Raw genomic sequence first — 20,973 nt, 5'->3', positions numbered from 1 at the left:
TCTTAATCACAACCGCCTAATTTAAAGTCACAATCCTGTTATTTTTAGTGATGATTTTATACAAGCGTTCAAATAACAAAACCCTCAAATGAGGGTTTTGTTATTTTAGGTGGATAGGAGATTATCTACGTTTTTTAGCACGAGATGGTTTCGATGGTTGTTGCTGTTGTTGCTGTTGCTGCTCTTCATTCTGAGCATTGTCCTGCTTGTCTTTTTGTTGGACCTGCTTATGTCTCGCTTTAGCTTTAGCCATGATTTACTCCTTTGGAGAAACATCTCTATATCACTGGAAGTTCCATTCATCACTGTAACGTTTATACAAAATAAGCCAATCGCTGAGCTGTATCCAAATACGTCAATGTAATACAGTGTTTACTAAGTTATTCAGCTTAGAACGAATCATTTCTAGGCTCATTACACTTCTTACATGATCTTGCAGCCTGATACTTATTTTAACGTTTAACCTTAAACCGTTCAGCCTTTGCTTCCCAATAAAGTGATAAAAAAACCCGCCGTAATTGCGGGTTTTTTTATTCATAAATTGCATCGCAATTTCAGGCATCCATATTGGCAATAATCGCTTCACCAAACTCGGAACAACGCAGCAAGGTCGCCCCTGGCATTAAGCGCTCAAAATCGTAGGTCACCGTTTTTGCCGCAATCGCACCCGAAATCCCCTTGATGATCAGGTCGGCAGCTTCTATCCAGCCCATATCACGCAGCATCATTTCTGCTGACAGAATAATCGAACCCGGATTTACTTTATCTTGTCCAGCATATTTAGGCGCTGTACCGTGGGTTGCTTCATAAACTGCAATCGAACCGCCGATATTGGCACCCGGTGCAATCCCGATCCCGCCGACTTCCGCAGCTAGCGCATCAGAAATATAATCACCATTTAAGTTCAGTGTCGCAATTACAGAATAATCCGCCGGACGCATCAAGATTTGCTGCAAGAAGGCATCAGCAATGACATCTTTAATAATAATGTCTTTGCCTGTTCTTGGATTTTTGATTTTAACCCATGGACCACCATCTAAAAGCTCACCGCCGAAACGTTCCAATGCGACCTCATAGCCCCACTCTTTAAATGCCCCTTCGGTGTATTTCATGATATTGCCTTTGTGTACCAAAGTCACACTAGGCTTGTCATTTTCGATGGCGAACTGAATCGCTTTACGCACCAGACGCTGGCTACCTTCTTTGGAGACAGGTTTGATCCCGATCCCACAATTGTCTTCAAAGCGGATGTTGGTTACACCCATTTCTTCTTTCAAAAACTTGATAACCTTTTTCGCTTCCTGAGAATCTGCTTTCCATTCAATACCGGCATAAATATCTTCTGAATTCTCACGGAAGATCACCATATCGGTTAGTTCCGGATTATGCACCGGTGAAGGCACCCCTTCAAACCAGCGTACCGGACGTACACAGACATATAAATCCAGTTCCTGACGTAAGGCTACATTCAGGGAACGAATACCGCCACCAACTGGTGTGGTCAGTGGACCTTTGATCGATATCACATAATCGCGCAGCGCTTCGAGAGTTTCTTCAGGCATATAGGTGCCGTAAATTTTGTCAGCTTTTTCACCGCAGTAGACTTCCATCCATTCGATGGAACGCTTCCCGGCGTATGCTTTTTGCACAGCAGCATCTACCACAGTTCGCATTGTTGGTGTAATATCTGCACCGATTCCATCCCCTTCGATAAATGGGATAATTGGATTATTTGGTACGTTGAGTGACAGGTCTGCATTAACGGTAATTTTGGTACCATCCACAGGTACTACGATTTTTTGATATCCCATTATTAGTATTCTCCCGGATGCCGCTGACAAATCTAAAATAATTGCCGATTAGGCAATACTTTCAACTGTTCTTAACGCATAATATTCTAATCCAGATTTGTTGTTTTTGAGATTTATACGGGAAATAACTAAATTTCCCTTTTAAATAAACCTCTACATTTTTTAAATTAATGTAATTATAGAAGTTATTTCCTATGAAAATCGTCATTCTAAACAAACCTTATGACGTCCTCTCCCAATTCCGTGCGGATGAAAAGCACCCAACCATGGCTGATTTTGTCAACGACAAAGATTTACGTCTTGCGGGTCGTTTGGACATGGACTCAGAAGGTCTGGTTTTCCTCACCGATCACGGTGGTCTCAACCAATATATCACCAATCCTGCCAATAAAAAGTTTAAAACTTATATGGTGCAAGTGGAAGGTGATGTCACTGAAGAAGCACTTGAGCAGCTTCGTAAAGGTGTGGAACTGAAAGATGGCATGACGCTTCCTGCACGTGCTGAAAAAGTGTCTGAACCGGAATGGTTGTGGGAGCGTAATCCTCCTGTACGTTTCCGTGCCTCTGTTCCGACGTCTTGGGTTGAGATTTCGATCTGTGAAGGTCGTAACCGTCAGGTTCGTCGTATGACCTCTGCTGTGGGCTTCCCTACACTGCGTTTGATCCGTACTAAAATTGGTGAGATTGATTTGGTTCGTATGGGATTGCAACCGGGCGAGACTAGAGAAATTGAACCATTATTATATCCAGACTTCCAGAATGTTCCTGCGGAAGAACCATACCGTTCACGCTCTTATGTGAAAAAGCCGGGTGGTACTGGCGGTAAGCCAATGGTTCGTAAGAACAAAGATGGTTCTGTGAAAAAGTCTGGCACCAAACGTATCTGGCAAATGGATGAAAGTGAAAAGCCGAAACGTCGCACCAATGGTACTACTCGTCCAAATACCAAGGCACCACGTGGTCGCGGCCGCGGTCGTGGCTAAGTTTGAATAGATTCAATCAAGCTCACTTCGGTGGGCTTTTTTTATTACATAACTTAAATATTTTTTTATTTTTCAATCTATTAGAATTAATTAAAGTATTCATTTTAATGTGAGTCTCATGAAAAAAATAATTTTCGCTTTAGCTACGACTTCCCTTTCAACTTTTAGCTGTGCCAATCCACTAAGTGTTCATGTGCTTAATCAAGAAACTGGCCTACCCTCTGCTAATGTCACGGTCACCCTAGAAGCTCAGCAAGGTGAGAAATGGGTAAAGCTCAATGAAGCCAAGACAGACAGTAATGGTCGTATTAAAGAATTTTATCCTAAAGACACCGCGTTACAAAAAGGCGTTTATAAAGTAACGTTTAAAACGGGTGATTGGTTTAAGGCCAATAATCAACGGACGTTCTTCCCTGAAGTACCGGTGGTTTTTGTGATTGATGGTGCTTTAGAGCACTACCATATTCCACTGCTATTAAGTTCTTATGGGTATTCGACGTATCGGGGGAATTAAAATGTAGGACATGTTGTCACCAAATTTTTAACCCATATTCAAAAGGCTATATTTTTCATTGACTTCATCCAAAGTGAAATATCTTTTAATTTGGCGTAAATTATTCTTTTCATAAAAAAATCCTGCGAAGATAACAGGCTGATTTTTCTTAATCGATTCTTCCTTCGAGATATGGATACTATTTAGCTCATAAAAATATGGTTCTTTACTAATGATTTCTGCAACCTTATCAAAATAACCTCTTTCAACCCCTCGACCATAGTCATTATAGTCAATCAAATTCTTTGGAATTAGATGAACTTTGTCTTTGTATTTTTGAGAATTTTGATAAATATCTGCTATCTCATAACAATCAAACTCATAACTATCCTCTTTTAATTTCATTTGATAATACTTAATACCTCTTCCTTTCAATACTTCCATAACTTGCTGTTGGCATACTTTTGCATAAGAATCAGGCAATTTGTTATTGTTTTTTACGAGATCAATTTTTGATTTAGGCATCCTCATTCCGAAGTAGATTGCTTTCACTGCCCTATAATCATAGTTAAATCTACCAAAAGGTTCGATACAAATCCTGTACTCTTCTTCGTGTCGCCATTTTATAGATTTAGTCCCTGTTGTAACTCGCAATAATTTTTCCACAGCTGTCGCTCCATTTTTGAATACATGATCAAACTTCAATTCTGGTCTTTGTTCAGCATAATCAATCTCAAACGCAGCACTTATAGATCTCAGTTCATCAAGCTTTTCAAAATCATATTCAATACAGAATCCTGTATGTGAATCGGCATAATATGCCCAAAGCAATTCGTCCTTTTGAATTCGACTTAGAGAGTAAATCCCGACCTCCTTCCTAACTTTTTGACATAGTTGATCAAATTCTTTCCTAATATCAGAAGTCGAAAAACTAAATATATTATGAAACAGCTCAAATACTTTATGAATGTCTTTTTCACTGAATAGATTCTCAGATGGATCATTCAGCTGTGTCGAATGTGGAGCATAAAAATAATTGTTCTGTAAAGCTTCCAAATCACGTTTTGAACCATATCTATATTTATATAATTTCATTTTATCCAATAAAAAACCCATACCTGAATATTGGTTTTACCTACTTTTTCTTATGTGTGCAAACAAGATTTCTGACTCTGCCCTCTTGTCATTCTGCCTACCCAATGCTATTTATGATTCATATAATTTATATTTTAAAATAAAACGTATCTAAAAAGGAGTTTTGCAATGGATCAGCAAGTCAGCCAGATGTTTAATCAGGACCGGTTAATTCAGCATCTTGGTGCTCATCTGGTTTCTTATAATCACAATTATGCAAAGATCGAATTAAAGGTGACTGAACAACATTTACAAGGTCATCAGACCTGTAACGGTGCCGTGATTTTCGCACTGGCAGATGCAGCTTTTGCAATTGCCTGCAATACCGGTGAACATCCGGCAGTCGGTCAACATTGCGGTATTCATTATTTAAAACCGGGCTTGCTTGGCGACACACTGACTGCTGTAGCAGAACACAAAGCCAGCAGTGGCCGTAGTGGCATTTATGATATTCAGGTAATGAATCAACATAATCAAATCGTAGCGGAATTCCGTGGCACATCACGACTGATTATTAAATAATGTTTTCTCAAAGTTTAATACAATAAAAAACCGGTGACGAAGCACCGGTTTTTATTGAATGACAAACACTTGTAGATTTAAGCTTTAAGCCATTTCTCGGCTTTAGCCGGATCTTCCACTTTCAGTTCAACTTCGGTCAGTTCAGAACCCGCAGCTTGAACCTCGAAGGTCATCAGCTCATCACGACGGAATGCATACACTGTAAAAGTACCTTGCTGTTTTGCATAGCTTTCAACAAGTTTGGTCGTTGCTTTTAAGCCATCAATTGCAATAATGACATCATTGGCAGAAAGGCCAGCGAGTACAGCAACCCCATCACGACGCGCAGATTGAACCAGCACACCTTCCGGCTTATCTGCCAGTTTTAAACCGAATGGCAAAGACTTTTCATTTCTCAGGCTATAAGCCATACCAAATTCAGGGAAGAGTTGATCCAGCGGCAATTCATCTGTAGTATTGATCAAGTGATTAATCTGTTCTGACCAATCATCTCCTGTCAGCTCTTTGCATAATTCAAAGATTGTCCGTTCATGTACCTGAACACCCTTCTGAGCGTTTTCATACAAACGACGCATCAGGGCATCCAGACTTGAACCACGTAAACGCAGACCCAAATCCAGGCACAATGCAACTAAACAGCCTTTGTTATAATAGCTGGTACCTGCATTATTCGAGTTTTCATCCTGACGATAGAATTTCACCCAAGCATCAAAACTGGATTCAGAGACTGACTGAATCGCACGTCCCGGATTTTGCAAATAGCGGTCAATCTGTGCTTTTAACAAAGTAATATATGATTCCTGATTAATCACGCCGCTGCGTAGCAAGATCAAATCGTCATAATACGAGGTGAAACCTTCAAAGATCCACAACAAAGAAGTATAGCCTTCTCTGTTTAAATCATAATTGACGAAGTTTTCAGGGCGAATGAATTTCACCAACCATGAATGGAAATATTCATGGCTACATAAGCCCAAGAAACGCTGATAATCTTTAGATGGCTCTTCTGGCTCATTAGCTTTCGGCAAGTCATCACGTGGTGAAATCAGGCTGGTAGAATTTGGATGCTCCAGACCGCCATAGCTATTGCCGGTTGCCATGGTCATAAAGGTATAGTCTGTAAACGGCGCCGAACCAAACATTGAAATTTCTGTAGCACAGATTTTTTCAATGTCCTGCTGCATACGCGCCGCATTCATCGCGTGTTTGCCTGACACCACAAACTCATGCGGAATACCATTTGCTTCAAAACTGAAACGGGTTTGTTCTGCTAGCTCAAATGGCGCATCAATCAGTTCGGCATAGTTTTTAGCTTTCAGCGTGAAACGGCCTCTGACCAGACTTTTGGCTTTCATGCCGCTTGCCAGCTGAAAATGCTTTAATTCATCTGGCAGGAAGATTTCCAGTTCAATTTCTTTATTTTCCTGACCTTCTAGCCCTAAACATGCACAAGCTGGGTTCACGTAGAGACGATTTTGATCCACATATGCACCACGAACGGACAGGTCATAGGCATAGACATCATATTCCACTGTAATCAGTTCATGATCAGTATTGAACAAACGCCATTTGTTCTTTTCAAATTTCTGGATCTGTAACTGGCGCCCATCCTCATCATAAGCTTTGACCGCTTCAATGTGCTTGGAAAATTCTCGAATCAGATAGCTTCCCGGAATCCAGGTCGGTAATGACAGGACTTGGGTCGGGTCCGCAAGAAAACGAACAGTCACGTGAATAAGATGCTGACGATAATCGTCAAATTCAATTTGATAATGCAACATAATGAACGATATAAAATTAAAATAAATGAGATATAGCTTAGCTTAGCATTTTTTAAGCCAGTATGGTTTAGCTGTCTTATTTGTCTACATTTACGACTAGCTATCTGTATAAAAAAGGCATAGCATGCGTGAAAATTAAATCGTTCAACACCCGCCGGGTTATCAAGGAACACCATTGAAATACATCATCTCACTGATTGCGGTTTTCAGTTTATTTATTTCTGCATTTTCACATGCTGCCCTACTCAATATTGTGCCTGAAAGCGTTGAAGCTGAAGCCTGGACCATTCTGGATTCACAGTCTGGTCAAGTCATTGCAGAGCACAATGCCGATGTTCAGCGTGCTCCGGCTTCGCTGACCAAAATGATGGTGGCTTATATTGCCTTAAAGGAAATTGAGGCCGGAAAATTAGATAAAAATGAAGTTTTAACCGCGACCTCTGTGGTTAAAACTGTGATGTGGGATGAGTCACAGATGTACCTGAAAGAAGGTGATCAGATTTCAGTCGATCAGCTTCTGGCGGGCTTAATTATCATGTCTGCCAATGATGCTGCAGTCACGCTGGCTGAGAAAATTTCGGGTGGTATTCCGCAGTTTGTTGAACGCATGAATCAGGAAGCCAAAGCGCTGGGCATGCAGCATACCAACTTCCAGAATCCGGCCGGTATTACCATGCCTGAGCATTATTCGACTGCCGCCGATTTGGCCAGACTGTCTATGGCAGTGGTGAATGAAACCCCGGATTATCTGTATTATTCCAAGCAGCCAAGCTTTACCTATAACCAGCATTTCCATCGTGCGACCAACCGTGTGCTTCAGGTCGATCCAACCGTAGATGGTTTAAAAACCGGTTTTACCCGTGCGGCAGGCTACAATCTGGCGCTGACGGCCAATCGTGTCACAGCAGATTTTGAAATGCCAAATCGCCGTCTGATTGTGGTGGTGCTGGGTACTAAAAGTGCCGCAAAACGCGCTGAAGTATCACATAAGCTGATGAATCTGGCCTATACCTATACCCGCAATGAAGTAGCGATCAAAGATCAACAGCTACTGGCTGAATTGCCTGTGATCAAATCCACCTTAAAAATGTTTAAGGTGCAAACCAAGCAACCGCAGATCATTACCACTTCTTTATATGATCAGGGCTACAGTATTGACCTGAACCAGTTTGATCAAACCCAACAGCGTGTCATGCTGAATACAGGTGATGGCGTTTTAAAAAGTATCGAGCCTTTACAGGAAACGCAAACTCATATCAATGTTGAAGTGAAAGCATCTGAACTCATTGCACCTTTGGCGACCATGATGCCTTTGGCCACCATTCAGGTTTATCAGAATAATCAGTTGATTCGCACCATTCAAATTGAAGATCATGTCGAAATTGAAGAAGCCAATCTGTTTCAGAAATTCTTTAGCTGGCTACAAGGCTTATTTAGTTTGTTTTCAGACAATACGCCAAGCGTAAAGCTTTATCCTTTAGATAGATAATAGCCCTACATCTCAAGTTACTTTTCTTTAAGCTAGAAGATCTACTCGCTGATCTTCTGGCAGATTTTCTTTTCTCCCTGCATCACTCCCCAAGACAGGGAAACTTACCTGCCCTCACAGAATTGCTACGTTTTGTAATGTGTATAACAATTTTAACCAAGACGCGATCTGGCCCATGCCATAGTATATTTTCTCTCTATTTCTCTTATTTTTATTAAAAAAATAAACAGGTTAATCATATATGACAGCACATAAAATCGTGATTGTGGGTGGTGGTGCCGGTGGTCTGGAACTGGCAACTCAGCTGGGTGAGAGCTTGGGTAAAAGCGGCAAAGCGCAGATTGTTTTAGTCGATCAAAAACTGACGCATATCTGGAAACCGCTGCTGCATGAAGTTGCCGCAGGCACCTTAAATCCACATGAAGAAGAAACTAATTATTTTGCCCATTCAGCCGCACATCATTATGAATTTGTCTTGGGGACATTTACCGGTCTGGATCGTGAAGCGAAACAGATTGTGGTAGAAACAGAATATTTCTCCAAAAAAGCCCAAGCCAAGAAGAACCAGCGCATCGACTATGACACCCTGGTACTGGCCTTGGGTTCTACCTCGAATGACTTTAATACCGAAGGCGTCAAACAGTTCTGTCATTTTCTCGACAGCCGTCCACAAGCTGATATCTTTCAGCAGGATCTGTTGCATCTCTATTTGAATGCTCAACATGAAGCTTCGAGCCGTGAACTGAATATCGCGATTATTGGCGCCGGTGCGACTGGAGTAGAATTGGCTGCCGAGTTGGTGGAGGCCAAACACAATTTCTTTAAATATGGCTTAAACAAGGTCGATCCAAATAAAGTCAAAATTACCTTAATTGAAGCGGCGGATCGTATTTTGACTGCGCTCTCGCCGAAAGTTGCTGAACATACCATGCAACAGCTGGAAAAATTCGGTATTGAAGTCCTTACCAGTCATCGTGTGGCCAAGGTAGATGAAGACAAAATTTATTTTGCAGATGGCTCAAGTCTGGATGCCGAGATTAAAGTCTGGGCCGCAGGTATCAAAGCACCTGAAGTCTTGGCACAACTGCAAGATATGGAAAAGGACAATATTCACCGCTTGAAAGTCTTCTCCACCCTGCAAACCAAATCTGATCCAGACATTTTTGCTTTTGGTGATTGTGCTCACTGCCAGCCTGCTGCAGATGAACCGGTCTTGGGTCCACGCGCACAAGTGGCTAGCCAACAGGCCAATTTCCTGGCCAATGCCTTGAAAGCACGTGTTAATGAAGAAAGTTATTTACCGATGTTTAAATTTTCTGACAAAGGTTCACTGATTTCCTTAAGCCAGAATAAAGCCGTCGGCGAGTTGCTCGGTCAGGTCAATGTGCAAGGCTTTGTTGCCAAATCGATGTATGTTTCTTTATATCGAATTCATCAGGCGACCATTCATGGTTATGCGCATGCTGGCATTCTCACCGCAAAAGATTTTGTTACACGAAAAATTTCTCCAAAGCTGAAATTGCATTGAAATTCCAGAATTTGGCCCAATCAATGAAAAAATCGTCAACAAAATTGTCAAATTGCGTTTTTTTGCTAATTTTAGTCTACAAAAATGCAATTTCACTTTATGATGTACCCTTAAAAAATTGAATGGATCAATTAACATGACTGCTATTGCAAATAACCTCGTGGTTTCTTTCCACTACACATTGACTAACGCAGAGGGTGAAACTCTCGACCAATCTCAAGGTGAACCACTTGCCTATTTGCACGGTGCAGGTAACATCATCCCAGGTTTAGAAAATGCGTTAGAAGGCAAAACTGTAGGTGAAAAATTCACTGTAAACGTTCCTGCTGCTGAAGGTTATGGGGAATACAACCCTGACCTAGTTCAAGAAGTTCCTGCGCAAATGTTCCAAGGCGTAGACAACATTCAGGCAGGCATGCAGTTCCAAGCTCAAACTGATGACGGCGTGCAAATCGTAACTGTTAAAGCAGTTGAAGGCGACAATGTTGTGGTGGATGCTAACTTCCCACTTGCTGGTCAAGACCTGACTTTCGAAGTTGAAATCGTATCTGTTCGTGAAGCTTCTCAAGAAGAATTAGATCACGGTCACGTACACGGTGTAGGCGGTCACCAGCACTAAGATCTTCTGATCTTGAGTGAAAAAAGGCAAAGTCTGACTTTGCCTTTTTTATTGCCTGAAAATAGCCCGTAGAATATTAACCACCCAATTAGCTATAAAAAAAGCAGAGCCATTGCCCTGCCTTTCCAATCCGATCAAGATCTCCTTTTACAGGATGATCAGTGGATTATTTTTTTTGGTTATAAATCTGCATCGCTGCTGGCAATTGTTGACGCATTTGCCCAATACGCTGACTATTCGATGGATGCGTAGACAGGAAGGTTGCACCACTGCCGCCACCAAGTTTGTTCATTTTTTCCCACAGGGTAATGGCTGCATTCGGGTTATAACCTGCGCGCGCCATCAGCATTAAACCGCCTTGGTCAGCACGGCTTTCCAAATTACGCGAGTATGGCAAGCCAATACCGATCTGACTACCCAATTGTGCGGCTGCAGCGCCACCTTGACCCACACCTGCTGCATTCAAGCCAATACCTAAAGCCAGATCAGTCAGGGCCTGAGCACCGATTTTCTGCTTAGAATGCTCTTCTAAGGCATGCACCATTTCATGACCCATAATCGCTGCAATTTCAGCATCAGTCAGATTCAGTTTATTCACGATACCAGTATAGAATACGACTTTACCACCCGGGGCAACAAAGGCGTTGACCTGGTCAGATTTGAGCACAGCCAATTGCCACTGGAATGCCGTACCAGTTTGATTCATCTGGTTAGCAACCGGTTTCAAACGGTTAAATACATTATTAATCCGCTTATAGGTCGCTGAACTGGTATCCAGTTGACCTTTGTTTTTCGCATCATTGACCATGGCATTATAGCTTTGGCTCGCAGATGCATTTAAGGTCGCAGTATCTGCCCCTGCCATATCGGCAATGGTGGTACAACCTGATAATGTGACGACTGTAGCAGCCGCCATACTCAATAAAAGTTTATTCTTCATTATAATTTACTCCACCTTGGCTCAAGGGCAATTTACATTGTAAAAATTATAAGTGAAAGCGCCCAGCAGCTAAACGCTTAATTCATTCATCTTCTTATAAATTATGTAATTTTTAAGCCAAATACTGTATCGCCAACCAATAAATCAAACAGATGAGATTTAAGCCCAGGTAAACCTGGCTGAGTGGTTTGATTTTCTGTTCAAGCATTTCGTCTTTACGTTTGAAATATAAAAAAGCATTTTGCAATAAAATAATAGGCACTAATATACAGGCGATTATGACACTCAGACCAATCAGCGCCGCATAAATCACTTCGGGATTTTGAGTTTGCGCACGAATAATCATCATGGCCATTGTTGGTGCCCCGCCCATCGCAAATAACAATGAATAAAACATGGTTGCCGATATATTTTTTTGCATCCTGCTGCTCATTTTTCTTTCTTTATATACCGCTATGTTAAAACACATCACGTGGTATTACCGATGCAACTTTAGTCTTGAAATACCTGCATAAATTCAGGATATAAAAAAACCCATCCGGAGATGGGTTTTTATCATTCAAGCTTTAATCAAATGAAGATTAAGCATCAAACGGGTGGCGAAGAACAATGGTTTCTTCACGGTCTGGACCTGTTGAAATGATGTCGATCGGACATTCAATCAATTGCTCAAGACGTTTTACATAGTTCAATGCAGCTTCTGGCAACTGATCCAGTGATTTCGCACCGAAAGTTGACTCAGACCAGCCTGGCATAGTTTCGTAAATCGGTTTTAAAGTTTCGAATGCAAGCGCATCAGAAGAACCAACACAACCAGAATCTGCGGCTTCATAACCCACACAGATTTTCACTTCTTCTAAACCGTCAAGAACGTCAAGTTTAGTCAGGCAAATACCAGAAAGTGAGTTTACGTCAACTGAACGGCGTAGGATTTCAGCATCGAACCAGCCACAACGACGTTGACGGCCAGTAGAGGCACCAAATTCATTACCAATCGTACCGAGGTGTTTACCAATCGCATCACCTGTGTCATTTGCAGCGTCATACACCAACTCAGTTGGGAATGGACCTGCACCTACACGCGTGGTGTACGCTTTAGTAATACCCAGTACATAGTCAAGGTGCAAAGGACCCAGACCTGAACCAGAGCTTACGCCACCAGCAGTTGTATTCGAAGACGTTACATACGGATATGTACCGTGGTCAACGTCAAGAAGTGAACCTTGCGCGCCTTCGAACATGATATTGTCACCGTTTTTACGGTAGTTATGCAATTCAGTGGTCACATCCACAACCAGTGGCGCAACAACTTTACGCCATTCGTCGCAAAGTGCCAGCACATCTTCCAGTTTAACTGCTTCAACACCGTAGTATTCAGTCAGCTGGAAGTTATGGTAGTCCAGAAGTTCAGTTAACTGAGCAGTAAGATGTTCACCACCACGTACTAGGTCAGCAACACGTACTGCGCGACGTGCTACTTTGTCTTCGTATGCAGGACCGATACCACGACCTGTCGTACCAATCTTCGCATTACCACGTTTTTTCTCACGCGCCTGATCAAGTGCGATGTGGTTCGGAAGAATCAATGGACAGTTTGGAGAAATGCGTAAACGTTCTTTAACAGGAACGCCTTCTTTTTCAAGAATGTCCATCTCTTTGATGAGCGCTTCAGGAGAAAGAACAACACCGTTACCAATTAAGCACAATACGTTTTCACGTAAAATACCTGATGGAATGAGGTGTAAGACAGTTTTCTTACCACCAACCACAAGAGTGTGACCTGCGTTATGTCCGCCTTGATAACGAACTACCGCTGCCGCTTGATCTGTGAGCAGGTCGACGATTTTACCTTTACCTTCGTCGCCCCATTGGGTACCAAGTACCACAACATTCTTGCCCATAATAGCCTCATTACATCATGCTGTTAAAGTTGAAAGCCCCGCTCAGCGACATGAACACTGAGCCAAGCAGTTAAATCGTTTTGACTGTCCACTCACCATTCGCATTCACCAGCAGGTGCGTTGCATATGGAATCGAGTTTAAATCATCATTACCCAGTAACTGAATTACACTTAAGCCTTGTGCGCGAATGTTCTGAATTGCATTCAGAAGTTCTGCATCAGTGCCTTTAGGTGCAACCACGACCTGTACCGCATCAAACTGACCTGCGCTTAAAGCATATAAGTCACAAGAGAAACCGGTTGCCGGACGCGCGCGGCCAAAATGCTCACCAATGCCATCATAACGGCCACCTTGTGCCAGTGCAGCTGCACGGTTCGGTGCATAGACTGCATACATCAGGCCAGTATGATAATGGTATGAACGTAATTCAACCACATCAATACCAATACTCAAGTTTGGCCAACGGGTTTGAACTTCATCTTTGGTGGTTTGCAAAACATTAAAAGCCTGCGTAAATGCTGGATTCGCCAACACTTCAGCACTTAAATGCGCTTGCAATGCATCCAGGTCGCTGGCATAGCGTCCAAGGGCATAAAAATCCTGACCAAATTTCAGGTCTGCCGTGAATTCTTCTAATTCTGGCAAAGCCTTGCGTTGGTATAAATCAGATAATTGCTGTTCAGCGACTTTGTTCAAGCCTGCTTGAGCCACCAGACTGCGGAATAAACCGACATGACCTAAGTCCAGATGAATACCATCTGCCAGACCTGTTTCCTGAATCAGACTGATCATCAAGTCGACCATTTCTACATCGGCATCGATGCTGTCTGAACCAAATAGCTCCGCACCTAACTGTAGTGGCGCACGCGAAGTGTTAAAACCGCGAGGCTTGGTATGCAGAACGGTTCCTGCATAGCAGTAACGTGCTACACCTTCCACTGGATGTACATGCGCATCAATACGAGCCACTTGTGGTGTCATATCGGCACGCACACCAAGCAAACGACCAGAAAGCTGATCGATTACTTTAAAAGTGGCTAAGTCTAAATCTTGATTCGATTCTGAGAGAGAAGATAGAGATTCGATGTATTCAATGAATGGCGTGTACACCAGCTGATAACCTCGAGATGCAAGGAAATCCAGTGATTTACGGCGCAGACTTTCAATAACTTGCGCTTGTTCTGGTAATACATCAGCTACACCATCAGGTAATAACCATGTCTCTGAAATGGGCATGTTGTAAACCTAAATTCTTGTCAGCGCGGAACGAATCCGCATAAAAAAATCGGGAGCACACCCGATTTCTCCTAGTCTAGCACGATAGTTTTGGCTGTGCATCGCAAATTTTATAATTTTCGCTACCTGATGAAATCAACAACAATTGTGTCAACTATCAGCATTTTAATGCACATTTAAAACAAATAGCATGAAAAAATCCGGCATTAAACCAAAGGCAATGCAGTGGTACTTTTGACCGTTTGCAATGGAATTTCAGTTTTTACACTTTGAATGCAGGGAATTTGGGTTAAATGATGAATCTGAAATTTACGATAGGCATCCAGATCAGCCACTACAATTCTTAAAAAGAAATCACAATCGCCCGCCATTAGCTGGCACTCGACGACTTCTGGCATTTCCTTGATCGCTTCGACAAATTGGTCGACCACGGCAGCTTCTTGAGACTTGAGCCAGACGCGTGCAAAGACACTCATCGCCAAATTGACCTTTTGCGGATTCAGCAGCGCGACATATTGCTCAATCACACCATCATCTTCCAGCTGTTTTACCCGTCTTAAACAGGGTGATGGCGACAAGCCAATCAGTTGAGCCAGTTCATTATTTTGCAGTTTTCCATTCTTTTGCAGCTCATGCAGAATGCGTTTATCTATTTGATCCATATCTATGCTTTGGCATTTAAAACCTCTTAAACTTAATTTAGCGCAATTTAATTTCAAATAAAACTCAAACCTCTTTCACTACAACAGCAAATAGCCTGAATATCGCCATAAAATATGGTTTAGTTTTGCAGTACCCAGGTCATTTCCATGCTTTTGTTCAGACAAAGCACCGCAGCAATAGTTGCCCCTACCGATTTCAGTGAATTTCAACGTGGCATGAAAGATTCTATTCCCATGCTTTTAGGGATTATCCCCTTTGCGCTGGTGTTGGGTGCGACGGCAGTACAGAAGAATTTCAGCTTGCTCGAAGTGCCTTTACTGACAGGATTAAACTTTGCCGGCGGTTCTGAATTTGCCATTCTGGAAGTCTGGAGCAGTCCACCAAATTTACTCATGCTGATGTTCATTACCTTTCTGGTAAATAGCCGGCATCTGTTGATGGGCGCCAGTTTGGTGCCGTATTTAAAGCATCTTCCGAATCGTAAAGTTTTTCCGGCGCTGTTTTTTATGGTCGATGAAAGCTGGGCACTCGGTCTGGCTGATGCACAAAGGAAACAGGCGCAACTGGGTTATCGTGCTGCGTTTAGCATGCCTTATTATGCCGGCCTGTGTTTTTGCCTGTACTTGATGTGGGTCGGATTTACCACACTCGGGGCCATGCTTGGACCTGTATTAGGCGACATCAACCGTTTTGGTTTTGATATGGCCTTTCCTGCTGTATTTCTGGTGTTACTAAGAAGTATGTGGAAAGGTTTTGAGGCTGCCCGGCCATGGCTGGTCAGTTTAGTCTGTGCGGCTTTGGCTTATTTATATTTACCTGCGGGCTGGTATGTGCCGATTGGCGCCTTGTCTGGAATCGCTTCGGCATTTTTCCTGATTCAAGAGGATCAAACATGATCCAGATGAGCACCTTGGTGGCCATTATTCTGATTGCTGCGACCACTTATTTAACCCGGATCTTGGGCTATGTCTTGTTAAAAAATAAAACACTAACACAGCGCCAGCGAAAAATTCTGGAAGTAGTCCCCGGCTGCGTGCTGATTTCAGTGATTGCACCCTATTTTGTACGCGACCATCCTGCAGACCTGATCGCCTTGGCTTTAACGCTGTTCGCTGCTACACGTTTTGGATTATTACCGACCGTCGCCATCAGTATGGTTTCTGCCGCAGTTTTAAGAATTTTAAGCGTCTAATACTTAAACAAAACCCCTTTAAATGTATCTCTAAAGGGGTTTTGTCTATTTTTGTGGATCAACCACTTTGGTGAGTAAACTGACCAGCTCGGCATTTTGTAATTCAACCTGCTGAAGTTTGGCTGTGGTCTGATCCAGTACTTCCTGCTGCACATGCATTTTTTTGGCTAGATCCTGCATGATTTCCAGGGTCTTTTTTAAATTCTCTTCCAGATGCACAATTTTTTCTTCGACTGGCACGCCTTCCACGCTACGTGGTTCATCATTCTGATTAAACTGCAGCCAGATCAGAAAAATCACCGCCAAAGTCAGCAGTATAATAAATCCCCAAACCACCATCATGTGCTTGCTCTTATTTCATTTTATTGTCTTTATCTTAACGAAAAATGCTGCGGATAACGTAAATAATTCAGCCTCAATTCCTGATTTTCGATCAATTACCAGCAAATTCTCTTAAAACATGGCTTGTAGAATATTTACAGGCAAGAAAAAAGCATCGTATCTTGGTGCTTTTGAGGTTTAGATGACCCGAACTTAATGAAATGATTCACATAAATCCAGCAGACGGTTGGCATAGCCCCACTCGTTATCGTACCAGGCAAAGACTTTAGCTTGATGCCCGACCACCAGAGTCTGGGTCAAATCCACAATCAATGAATATGGGGAATGATTAAAATCGCTCGATACCAAAGGCTCATCCGTCACGGCCATGATTTCCGCAAAATCCTGCTGGGCAGCCTTGATCAGCACTTCATTCAGCTTGTGATCGGTGATCGGTGACTGGGAGACAAACGTCAAATCAATCGCGGCCACATTAATGGTTGGCACCCGAATTGAATAACCATCAATACGATCTTCCATTTTTGGCATGACACGCTTTAAGGCACCGAGTGCGCTCGAAGTGGTCGGAATGATGTTATGGCCCGAGGCACGTGCACGTCGCAAATCACGATGTGCATGATCCAGTACCGACTGATCCGCCGTAACAGCATGGATTTCGGTCATCAGGGCGCTACTGATGCCAAATGCATCATCAATAATTTTGACCAGTGGCACCAAAGCCTGCGTAGTACAAGAAACACTGGAAATGATCTGGTCCGATGCTTTGACTTCATGATGATTGACACCATAGACAATTGCGGCATCGACCGTATCAAAAGGTGCTGCGCCGATAATCACACGTTTCGCCCCTGCGCCAATATGCTGGGTCGCGGCTTCACGAGAACGGAATAGCCCAGTACATTCAAGCACTACATCTACCGTCAAGTTTTGCCAAGGCAACTTAGCCGGATGCGACTCACACAAAACCTGTACTTTTAATGCAGTATCTTGATAGCTGATATGCATATAGATATGTTCAGCATCATAGCTGAGATCCACCTGCCCCGGAAAACGGCCATGGGTCGAGTCATATTTAAATAGATGGATCAGGGTTTCAACATCGGCAATATCGTTAATGGCAACGATTTCAAAATTAAAATCTTTCGGATTTTCAAACCATGCGCGCAGTACATTCCGTCCAATACGCCCAAATCCATTGATTGCCACTCGTTGCATGACTCGACCTTTTATATGCCTATTTTAAAACTCTTCTATGTTAAAGGATTTCTGGCGCCGTACATTAAAAAACTTCAGAGAAAATACTGATTTTCGATTATTTTATTTCTGATCCATCCGTCTGTATCTGGGTCATTTAAAATTCCAGTTATTTTTAATGTGATGGATATCCACGAATTCTACTGTGGGAAAATTCAATTTAATTATTCAGCGAAAAACCTGAGTAAATAAATCCTTCGCAATTGGTTTTAAAATGATTGGTGCCTACTGCTTTTTCCGTTATAATTTGGCGTTTTAAATTTTTAAGCCCCGCATTGCAGCAGAGCTCTTGTATGCTTGTCAGACTGTGGTGTTTTAGCCAAATCGGAAATTATGGAGTGACTTGGTTGTGAGTACTCGTTTTATGACATCAGCTGAAATTCGTGAAGCATTTTTGCGTTACTTTGAATCGCAAGGGCATACACGTGTCGCGTCGAGTTCTCTAGTACCTGCCAATGACCCAACTTTGCTGTTCACCAATGCTGGTATGAACCAGTTTAAAGATTGCTTCTTAGGTCTAGAAAAACGCGATTATGTACGTGCAGTGTCATCACAAAAATGCGTGCGCGCAGGTGGTAAGCACAACGACTTGGACAATGTAGGTTATACAGCACGTCACCACACTTTCTTTGAAATGTTGGGTAACTTCTCCTTTGGTGATTACTTCAAACGTGATGCGATCAAATTTGCCTGGGACTTTTTGACTAACGAAGAATGGCTTGGTCTTCCTAAAGATAAACTCTATGCAACCGTTTACCACACCGATGATGAAGCCTTTGACATCTGGAACAAAGAAATCGGTCTAGACGCTTCGCGCATTATTCGTATTGGTGACAACAAAGGCGGTCAATACGCATCAGATAACTTCTGGGCAATGGGTGACACCGGTCCTTGTGGTCCATGTTCTGAAATCTTCTTTGACCATGGCGATCATATCTGGGGTGGCTTACCGGGTTCTCCTGAAGAAGATGGCGACCGTTTCATTGAAATCTGGAACAACGTTTTCATGCAGTTCAACCGTACTGCGGATGGCGTATTACACCCTCTTCCAGCACCTTCTGTGGATACAGGTATGGGCTTGGAGCGTATTTCAGCTGTTCTTCAGCACGTTAACTCAAACTACGAAATCGACCTGTTCCAGCACTTGCTAAAAGCTGCTGCTGAAATTATTGGTTTAGATACGTCTGAACTTGAAGCAAAAGCACAAGCAGAAAACAAACCAGTTGAATACCCTGCTTCACTTAAAGTTGTTGCTGACCATGCACGTTCATGCTGCTTCCTGATTGCTGATGGCGTAAACCCATCGAACGAAGGTCGTGGCTATGTATTGCGTCGTATCATTCGTCGTGCAGTACGTCACGGTAACAAACTAGGTGCGACTGGTTCGTTCTTCCACAAAATGTTGAAGCCACTGATTGAAGTGATGGGTGCAGCATATCCTGAACTTGCAGCCAACCAGGCACGTATCGAAGCGCAACTTCTGAAAGAAGAAGAGCAATTTGCTAAAACACTTGAGCAAGGTCTGAAATTGCTTGAAGGCGAATTGGCGCAGTTAAAAGGTTCTGTAATTCCGGGCGAAGTAGTATTTAAACTTTACGATACTTACGGTTTCCCGACTGACTTGACTGCTGACATCGCACGTGAACGTGACTTAACCATTGATGAAGCTGGTTTCGAAACTGAAATGGCTGCACAGCGTCAACGCGCACGTGATGCAGGCAAATTCGCAATCGACTATAATTCTGTTGTGAAAGTCGAAGGTGAAACTCAGTTTGAAGGTTACGATGCAACTGCGGGTCAAGGTCAAATCATCGCAATCTACAAAGATGGCGAGCAAGTTGACGAAGTGGTTGAAGGCGACGAAGCACTGATCGTACTTAACCAAACACCTTTCTACGCAGAAAGCGGTGGTCAAATCGGTGATACAGGACTCTTCAAAAACGATACTGGTATTTTCGAAGTTCAAGATACCAAGAAATCTGGTGGTGCATTTGTACACCAAGGTATCGTGACTATGGGTAACTTGAAAGTTACTCAAAATGTAGAAGCAACGGTTAAAGCAGACATTCGTGCAGCAACGGCACGTAACCACTCTGCGACTCACCTGCTACATGCTGCATTACGTCAAATTTTAGGTTCACATGTACAGCAAAAAGGTTCATTGGTTGCATCTGACGTGTTACGTTTTGACTTTGCCAACGACCAGCCTGTAAGCTTTGAACAGCTGCAAGAAATTGAACGTTTGGTCAATGCTGAAGTGATTGCCAATACTGCGGTGTCTACTGAACTTCTGGATATCGAGTCTGCGAAAGCTAAAGGCGCGATGATGCTGTTTGGCGAGAAATACGGTGACGAAGTACGTGTACTGTCTATGGGTTCAGTGATTGAAGAGAAAAACTTCTCAATCGAACTTTGCGGTGGTATTCACGTAAAACGTACCGGTGATATCGGTCTGTTCAAAATCACCTCTGAAGGTGGTGTGGCAGCCGGTGTACGTCGTATTGAAGCAGTAACAGGCACTAAAGCAGTTGAAGTTGCGCAAAAAGCCGATCGCGATATCAATACGATTAACGGTTTGCTCAAAGCACAAAAAGACCAGACTTTAGAAAAAGTTGAAGCGTTGGTTGATACTGCATCGAGCTTGCAGAAACAGATCGAACAACTCAATCAAAAACTTGCTAGCCTGCAAGCCGGTGAACTTCTAAGCCAAGTTCAAAGCATTGCAGGTCGTGCAACCTTGATTACAACTGTTGAAAACATGGATGCGAAAGCACTTCGCAACCTGCACGACGGTGTGAAATCAAAATTAGAAAATGCAGTGATTGTTCTGGCAGGTGTAGAGGGTGACAAGGTGAGCTTGATCGCATCTGTGGCAAAAGACTTTACTGCTTCTATTAAAGCAGGTGACATCATCAAACATTTAGCGAATGAGCTAGGTGGTAAAGGTGGTGGTAAACCTGACTTGGCACAAGGTGGCGCGCCACTTAACGAGAAGTTTGCTCCAGTGATGGCAGATTTAACTGCCTGGCTTGCAGCAAAATAAAACTTCAATTTTGTGTAACTGACCCTGATAGGTACATCAGG

20 protein-coding genes are annotated in these 20,973 nt (G+C 42.8%); 9 read left to right on the top strand and 11 right to left on the bottom strand.

The features are described 5' to 3' along the window. Positions 1-121 precede the first annotated feature (121 nt). Both NI470_RS15750 and icd read right to left on the bottom strand, forming a co-directional pair. Positions 122-253, bottom strand: a complete 132-nt coding sequence (locus NI470_RS15750; RefSeq protein WP_004645538.1) for a hypothetical protein — start codon at positions 251-253, stop codon at positions 122-124. A 301-nt stretch (positions 254-554) separates the two neighbouring features. After that, entirely contained in the window at positions 555-1,811 is a 1,257-nt protein-coding gene (gene icd, locus NI470_RS01390; RefSeq protein ID WP_004645539.1) for an NADP-dependent isocitrate dehydrogenase, read from the bottom strand. Positions 1,812-2,005: 194 nt separating this feature from the next. Between icd and NI470_RS01385 the strand changes: the two genes are divergently transcribed. Both NI470_RS01385 and uraH read left to right on the top strand, forming a co-directional pair. Then, positions 2,006-2,794, top strand: coding sequence for an rRNA large subunit pseudouridine synthase E (locus tag NI470_RS01385; RefSeq protein ID WP_004645540.1), 789 nt, complete (start codon positions 2,006-2,008; stop codon positions 2,792-2,794). A 118-nt stretch (positions 2,795-2,912) separates the two neighbouring features. Next, positions 2,913-3,308, top strand: a complete 396-nt coding sequence (gene uraH / locus NI470_RS01380; protein ID WP_253147564.1) for a hydroxyisourate hydrolase — start codon at positions 2,913-2,915, stop codon at positions 3,306-3,308. 27 nt (positions 3,309-3,335) lie between these two features. Here the strand turns inward: uraH and NI470_RS01375 are convergent, their stop codons facing one another. Continuing rightward, positions 3,336-4,382 carry a DUF2971 domain-containing protein gene (locus tag NI470_RS01375; RefSeq protein WP_253147651.1) on the bottom strand — a complete coding sequence of 349 codons (1,047 nt, stop codon included), beginning with the start codon at positions 4,380-4,382 and terminating at the stop codon, positions 3,336-3,338. A 168-nt stretch (positions 4,383-4,550) separates the two neighbouring features. On the opposite strand from NI470_RS01375, the gene paaI reads away from it, so the two are divergent. Continuing rightward, positions 4,551-4,943, top strand: coding sequence for a hydroxyphenylacetyl-CoA thioesterase PaaI (gene paaI, locus NI470_RS01370; protein ID WP_004645544.1), 393 nt, complete (start codon positions 4,551-4,553; stop codon positions 4,941-4,943). 77 nt (positions 4,944-5,020) lie between these two features. Here paaI and NI470_RS01365 read toward each other — a convergent pair whose 3' ends face one another. Continuing rightward, a complete protein-coding gene (locus NI470_RS01365; RefSeq protein ID WP_004645545.1) occupies positions 5,021-6,724 on the bottom strand; it encodes a M61 family metallopeptidase in 1,704 nt (567 codons plus the stop codon). A gap of 175 nt (positions 6,725-6,899) precedes the next feature. Here NI470_RS01365 and NI470_RS01360 point away from each other — a divergent pair, with 175 nt between their 5' ends. From NI470_RS01360 to slyD, 3 genes are all read left to right on the top strand, one after another. Beyond that, complete coding sequence (locus NI470_RS01360) at positions 6,900-8,213, top strand: D-alanyl-D-alanine carboxypeptidase PBP6B (protein WP_004645546.1); 1,314 nt, start codon at positions 6,900-6,902, stop codon at positions 8,211-8,213. 241 nt (positions 8,214-8,454) lie between these two features. Next, positions 8,455-9,741 carry an NAD(P)/FAD-dependent oxidoreductase gene (locus NI470_RS01355; protein WP_004645547.1) on the top strand — a complete coding sequence of 429 codons (1,287 nt, stop codon included), beginning with the start codon at positions 8,455-8,457 and terminating at the stop codon, positions 9,739-9,741. A gap of 136 nt (positions 9,742-9,877) precedes the next feature. Then, on the top strand, positions 9,878-10,360 hold the full coding sequence (gene slyD, locus NI470_RS01350; protein WP_004278960.1) for a peptidylprolyl isomerase: 483 nt from the start codon (positions 9,878-9,880) through the stop codon (positions 10,358-10,360). A 166-nt stretch (positions 10,361-10,526) separates the two neighbouring features. On the opposite strand, the gene NI470_RS01345 is transcribed toward slyD, so the two are convergent. The 5 genes from NI470_RS01345 to NI470_RS01325 all read right to left on the bottom strand — a co-directional run bounded on the left by NI470_RS01345 (position 10,527) and on the right by NI470_RS01325 (position 15,100). Further along, on the bottom strand, positions 10,527-11,300 hold the full coding sequence (locus NI470_RS01345; RefSeq protein WP_004645549.1) for a M48 family metallopeptidase: 774 nt from the start codon (positions 11,298-11,300) through the stop codon (positions 10,527-10,529). 112 nt (positions 11,301-11,412) lie between these two features. Continuing rightward, positions 11,413-11,721, bottom strand: a complete 309-nt coding sequence (locus tag NI470_RS01340; protein ID WP_004645550.1) for a hypothetical protein — start codon at positions 11,719-11,721, stop codon at positions 11,413-11,415. Positions 11,722-11,881: 160 nt separating this feature from the next. Next, the gene (locus tag NI470_RS01335; protein ID WP_004278963.1) at positions 11,882-13,201 is read right to left on the bottom strand and encodes an adenylosuccinate synthase; all 1,320 of its coding nucleotides are present in this window, start codon (positions 13,199-13,201) and stop codon (positions 11,882-11,884) included. Between the two features lie 70 nt (positions 13,202-13,271). Further along, on the bottom strand, positions 13,272-14,438 hold the full coding sequence (locus tag NI470_RS01330; RefSeq protein ID WP_004645551.1) for an ATP phosphoribosyltransferase regulatory subunit: 1,167 nt from the start codon (positions 14,436-14,438) through the stop codon (positions 13,272-13,274). Between the two features lie 206 nt (positions 14,439-14,644). Further along, positions 14,645-15,100 (bottom strand): Lrp/AsnC family transcriptional regulator, encoded by a 456-nt coding sequence (locus NI470_RS01325; protein WP_004645552.1) that lies wholly within the window; start codon positions 15,098-15,100, stop codon positions 14,645-14,647. A gap of 147 nt (positions 15,101-15,247) precedes the next feature. On the opposite strand from NI470_RS01325, the gene NI470_RS01320 reads away from it, so the two are divergent. Then, positions 15,248-15,997 carry an AzlC family ABC transporter permease gene (locus NI470_RS01320; RefSeq protein WP_004645553.1) on the top strand — a complete coding sequence of 250 codons (750 nt, stop codon included), beginning with the start codon at positions 15,248-15,250 and terminating at the stop codon, positions 15,995-15,997. Further along, positions 15,994-16,293, top strand: a complete 300-nt coding sequence (locus NI470_RS01315; RefSeq protein WP_004645554.1) for an AzlD family protein — start codon at positions 15,994-15,996, stop codon at positions 16,291-16,293. The genes NI470_RS01320 and NI470_RS01315 overlap by 4 nt, the downstream gene beginning before the upstream one ends. Positions 16,294-16,338: 45 nt before the next feature. Here the strand turns inward: NI470_RS01315 and NI470_RS01310 are convergent, their stop codons facing one another. Beyond that, positions 16,339-16,635, bottom strand: coding sequence for a hypothetical protein (locus tag NI470_RS01310; RefSeq protein ID WP_004645555.1), 297 nt, complete (start codon positions 16,633-16,635; stop codon positions 16,339-16,341). 192 nt (positions 16,636-16,827) lie between these two features. Next, positions 16,828-17,850, bottom strand: coding sequence for a type I glyceraldehyde-3-phosphate dehydrogenase (locus NI470_RS01305; RefSeq protein ID WP_004645557.1), 1,023 nt, complete (start codon positions 17,848-17,850; stop codon positions 16,828-16,830). Positions 17,851-18,238: 388 nt separating this feature from the next. On the opposite strand from NI470_RS01305, the gene alaS reads away from it, so the two are divergent. Next, complete coding sequence (gene alaS / locus NI470_RS01300; RefSeq protein ID WP_171056996.1) at positions 18,239-20,932, top strand: alanine--tRNA ligase; 2,694 nt, start codon at positions 18,239-18,241, stop codon at positions 20,930-20,932. Positions 20,933-20,973: the final 41 nt, after the last annotated feature.

This window comes from Acinetobacter lwoffii, from assembly GCF_024129115.1.
In the GTDB taxonomy this organism is placed as follows: domain Bacteria; phylum Pseudomonadota; class Gammaproteobacteria; order Pseudomonadales; family Moraxellaceae; genus Acinetobacter; species Acinetobacter lwoffii_T.
The sequence above is the reverse complement of the archived record's forward strand: the minus strand, read 5'-3'. Positions and strand labels throughout refer to the sequence as shown.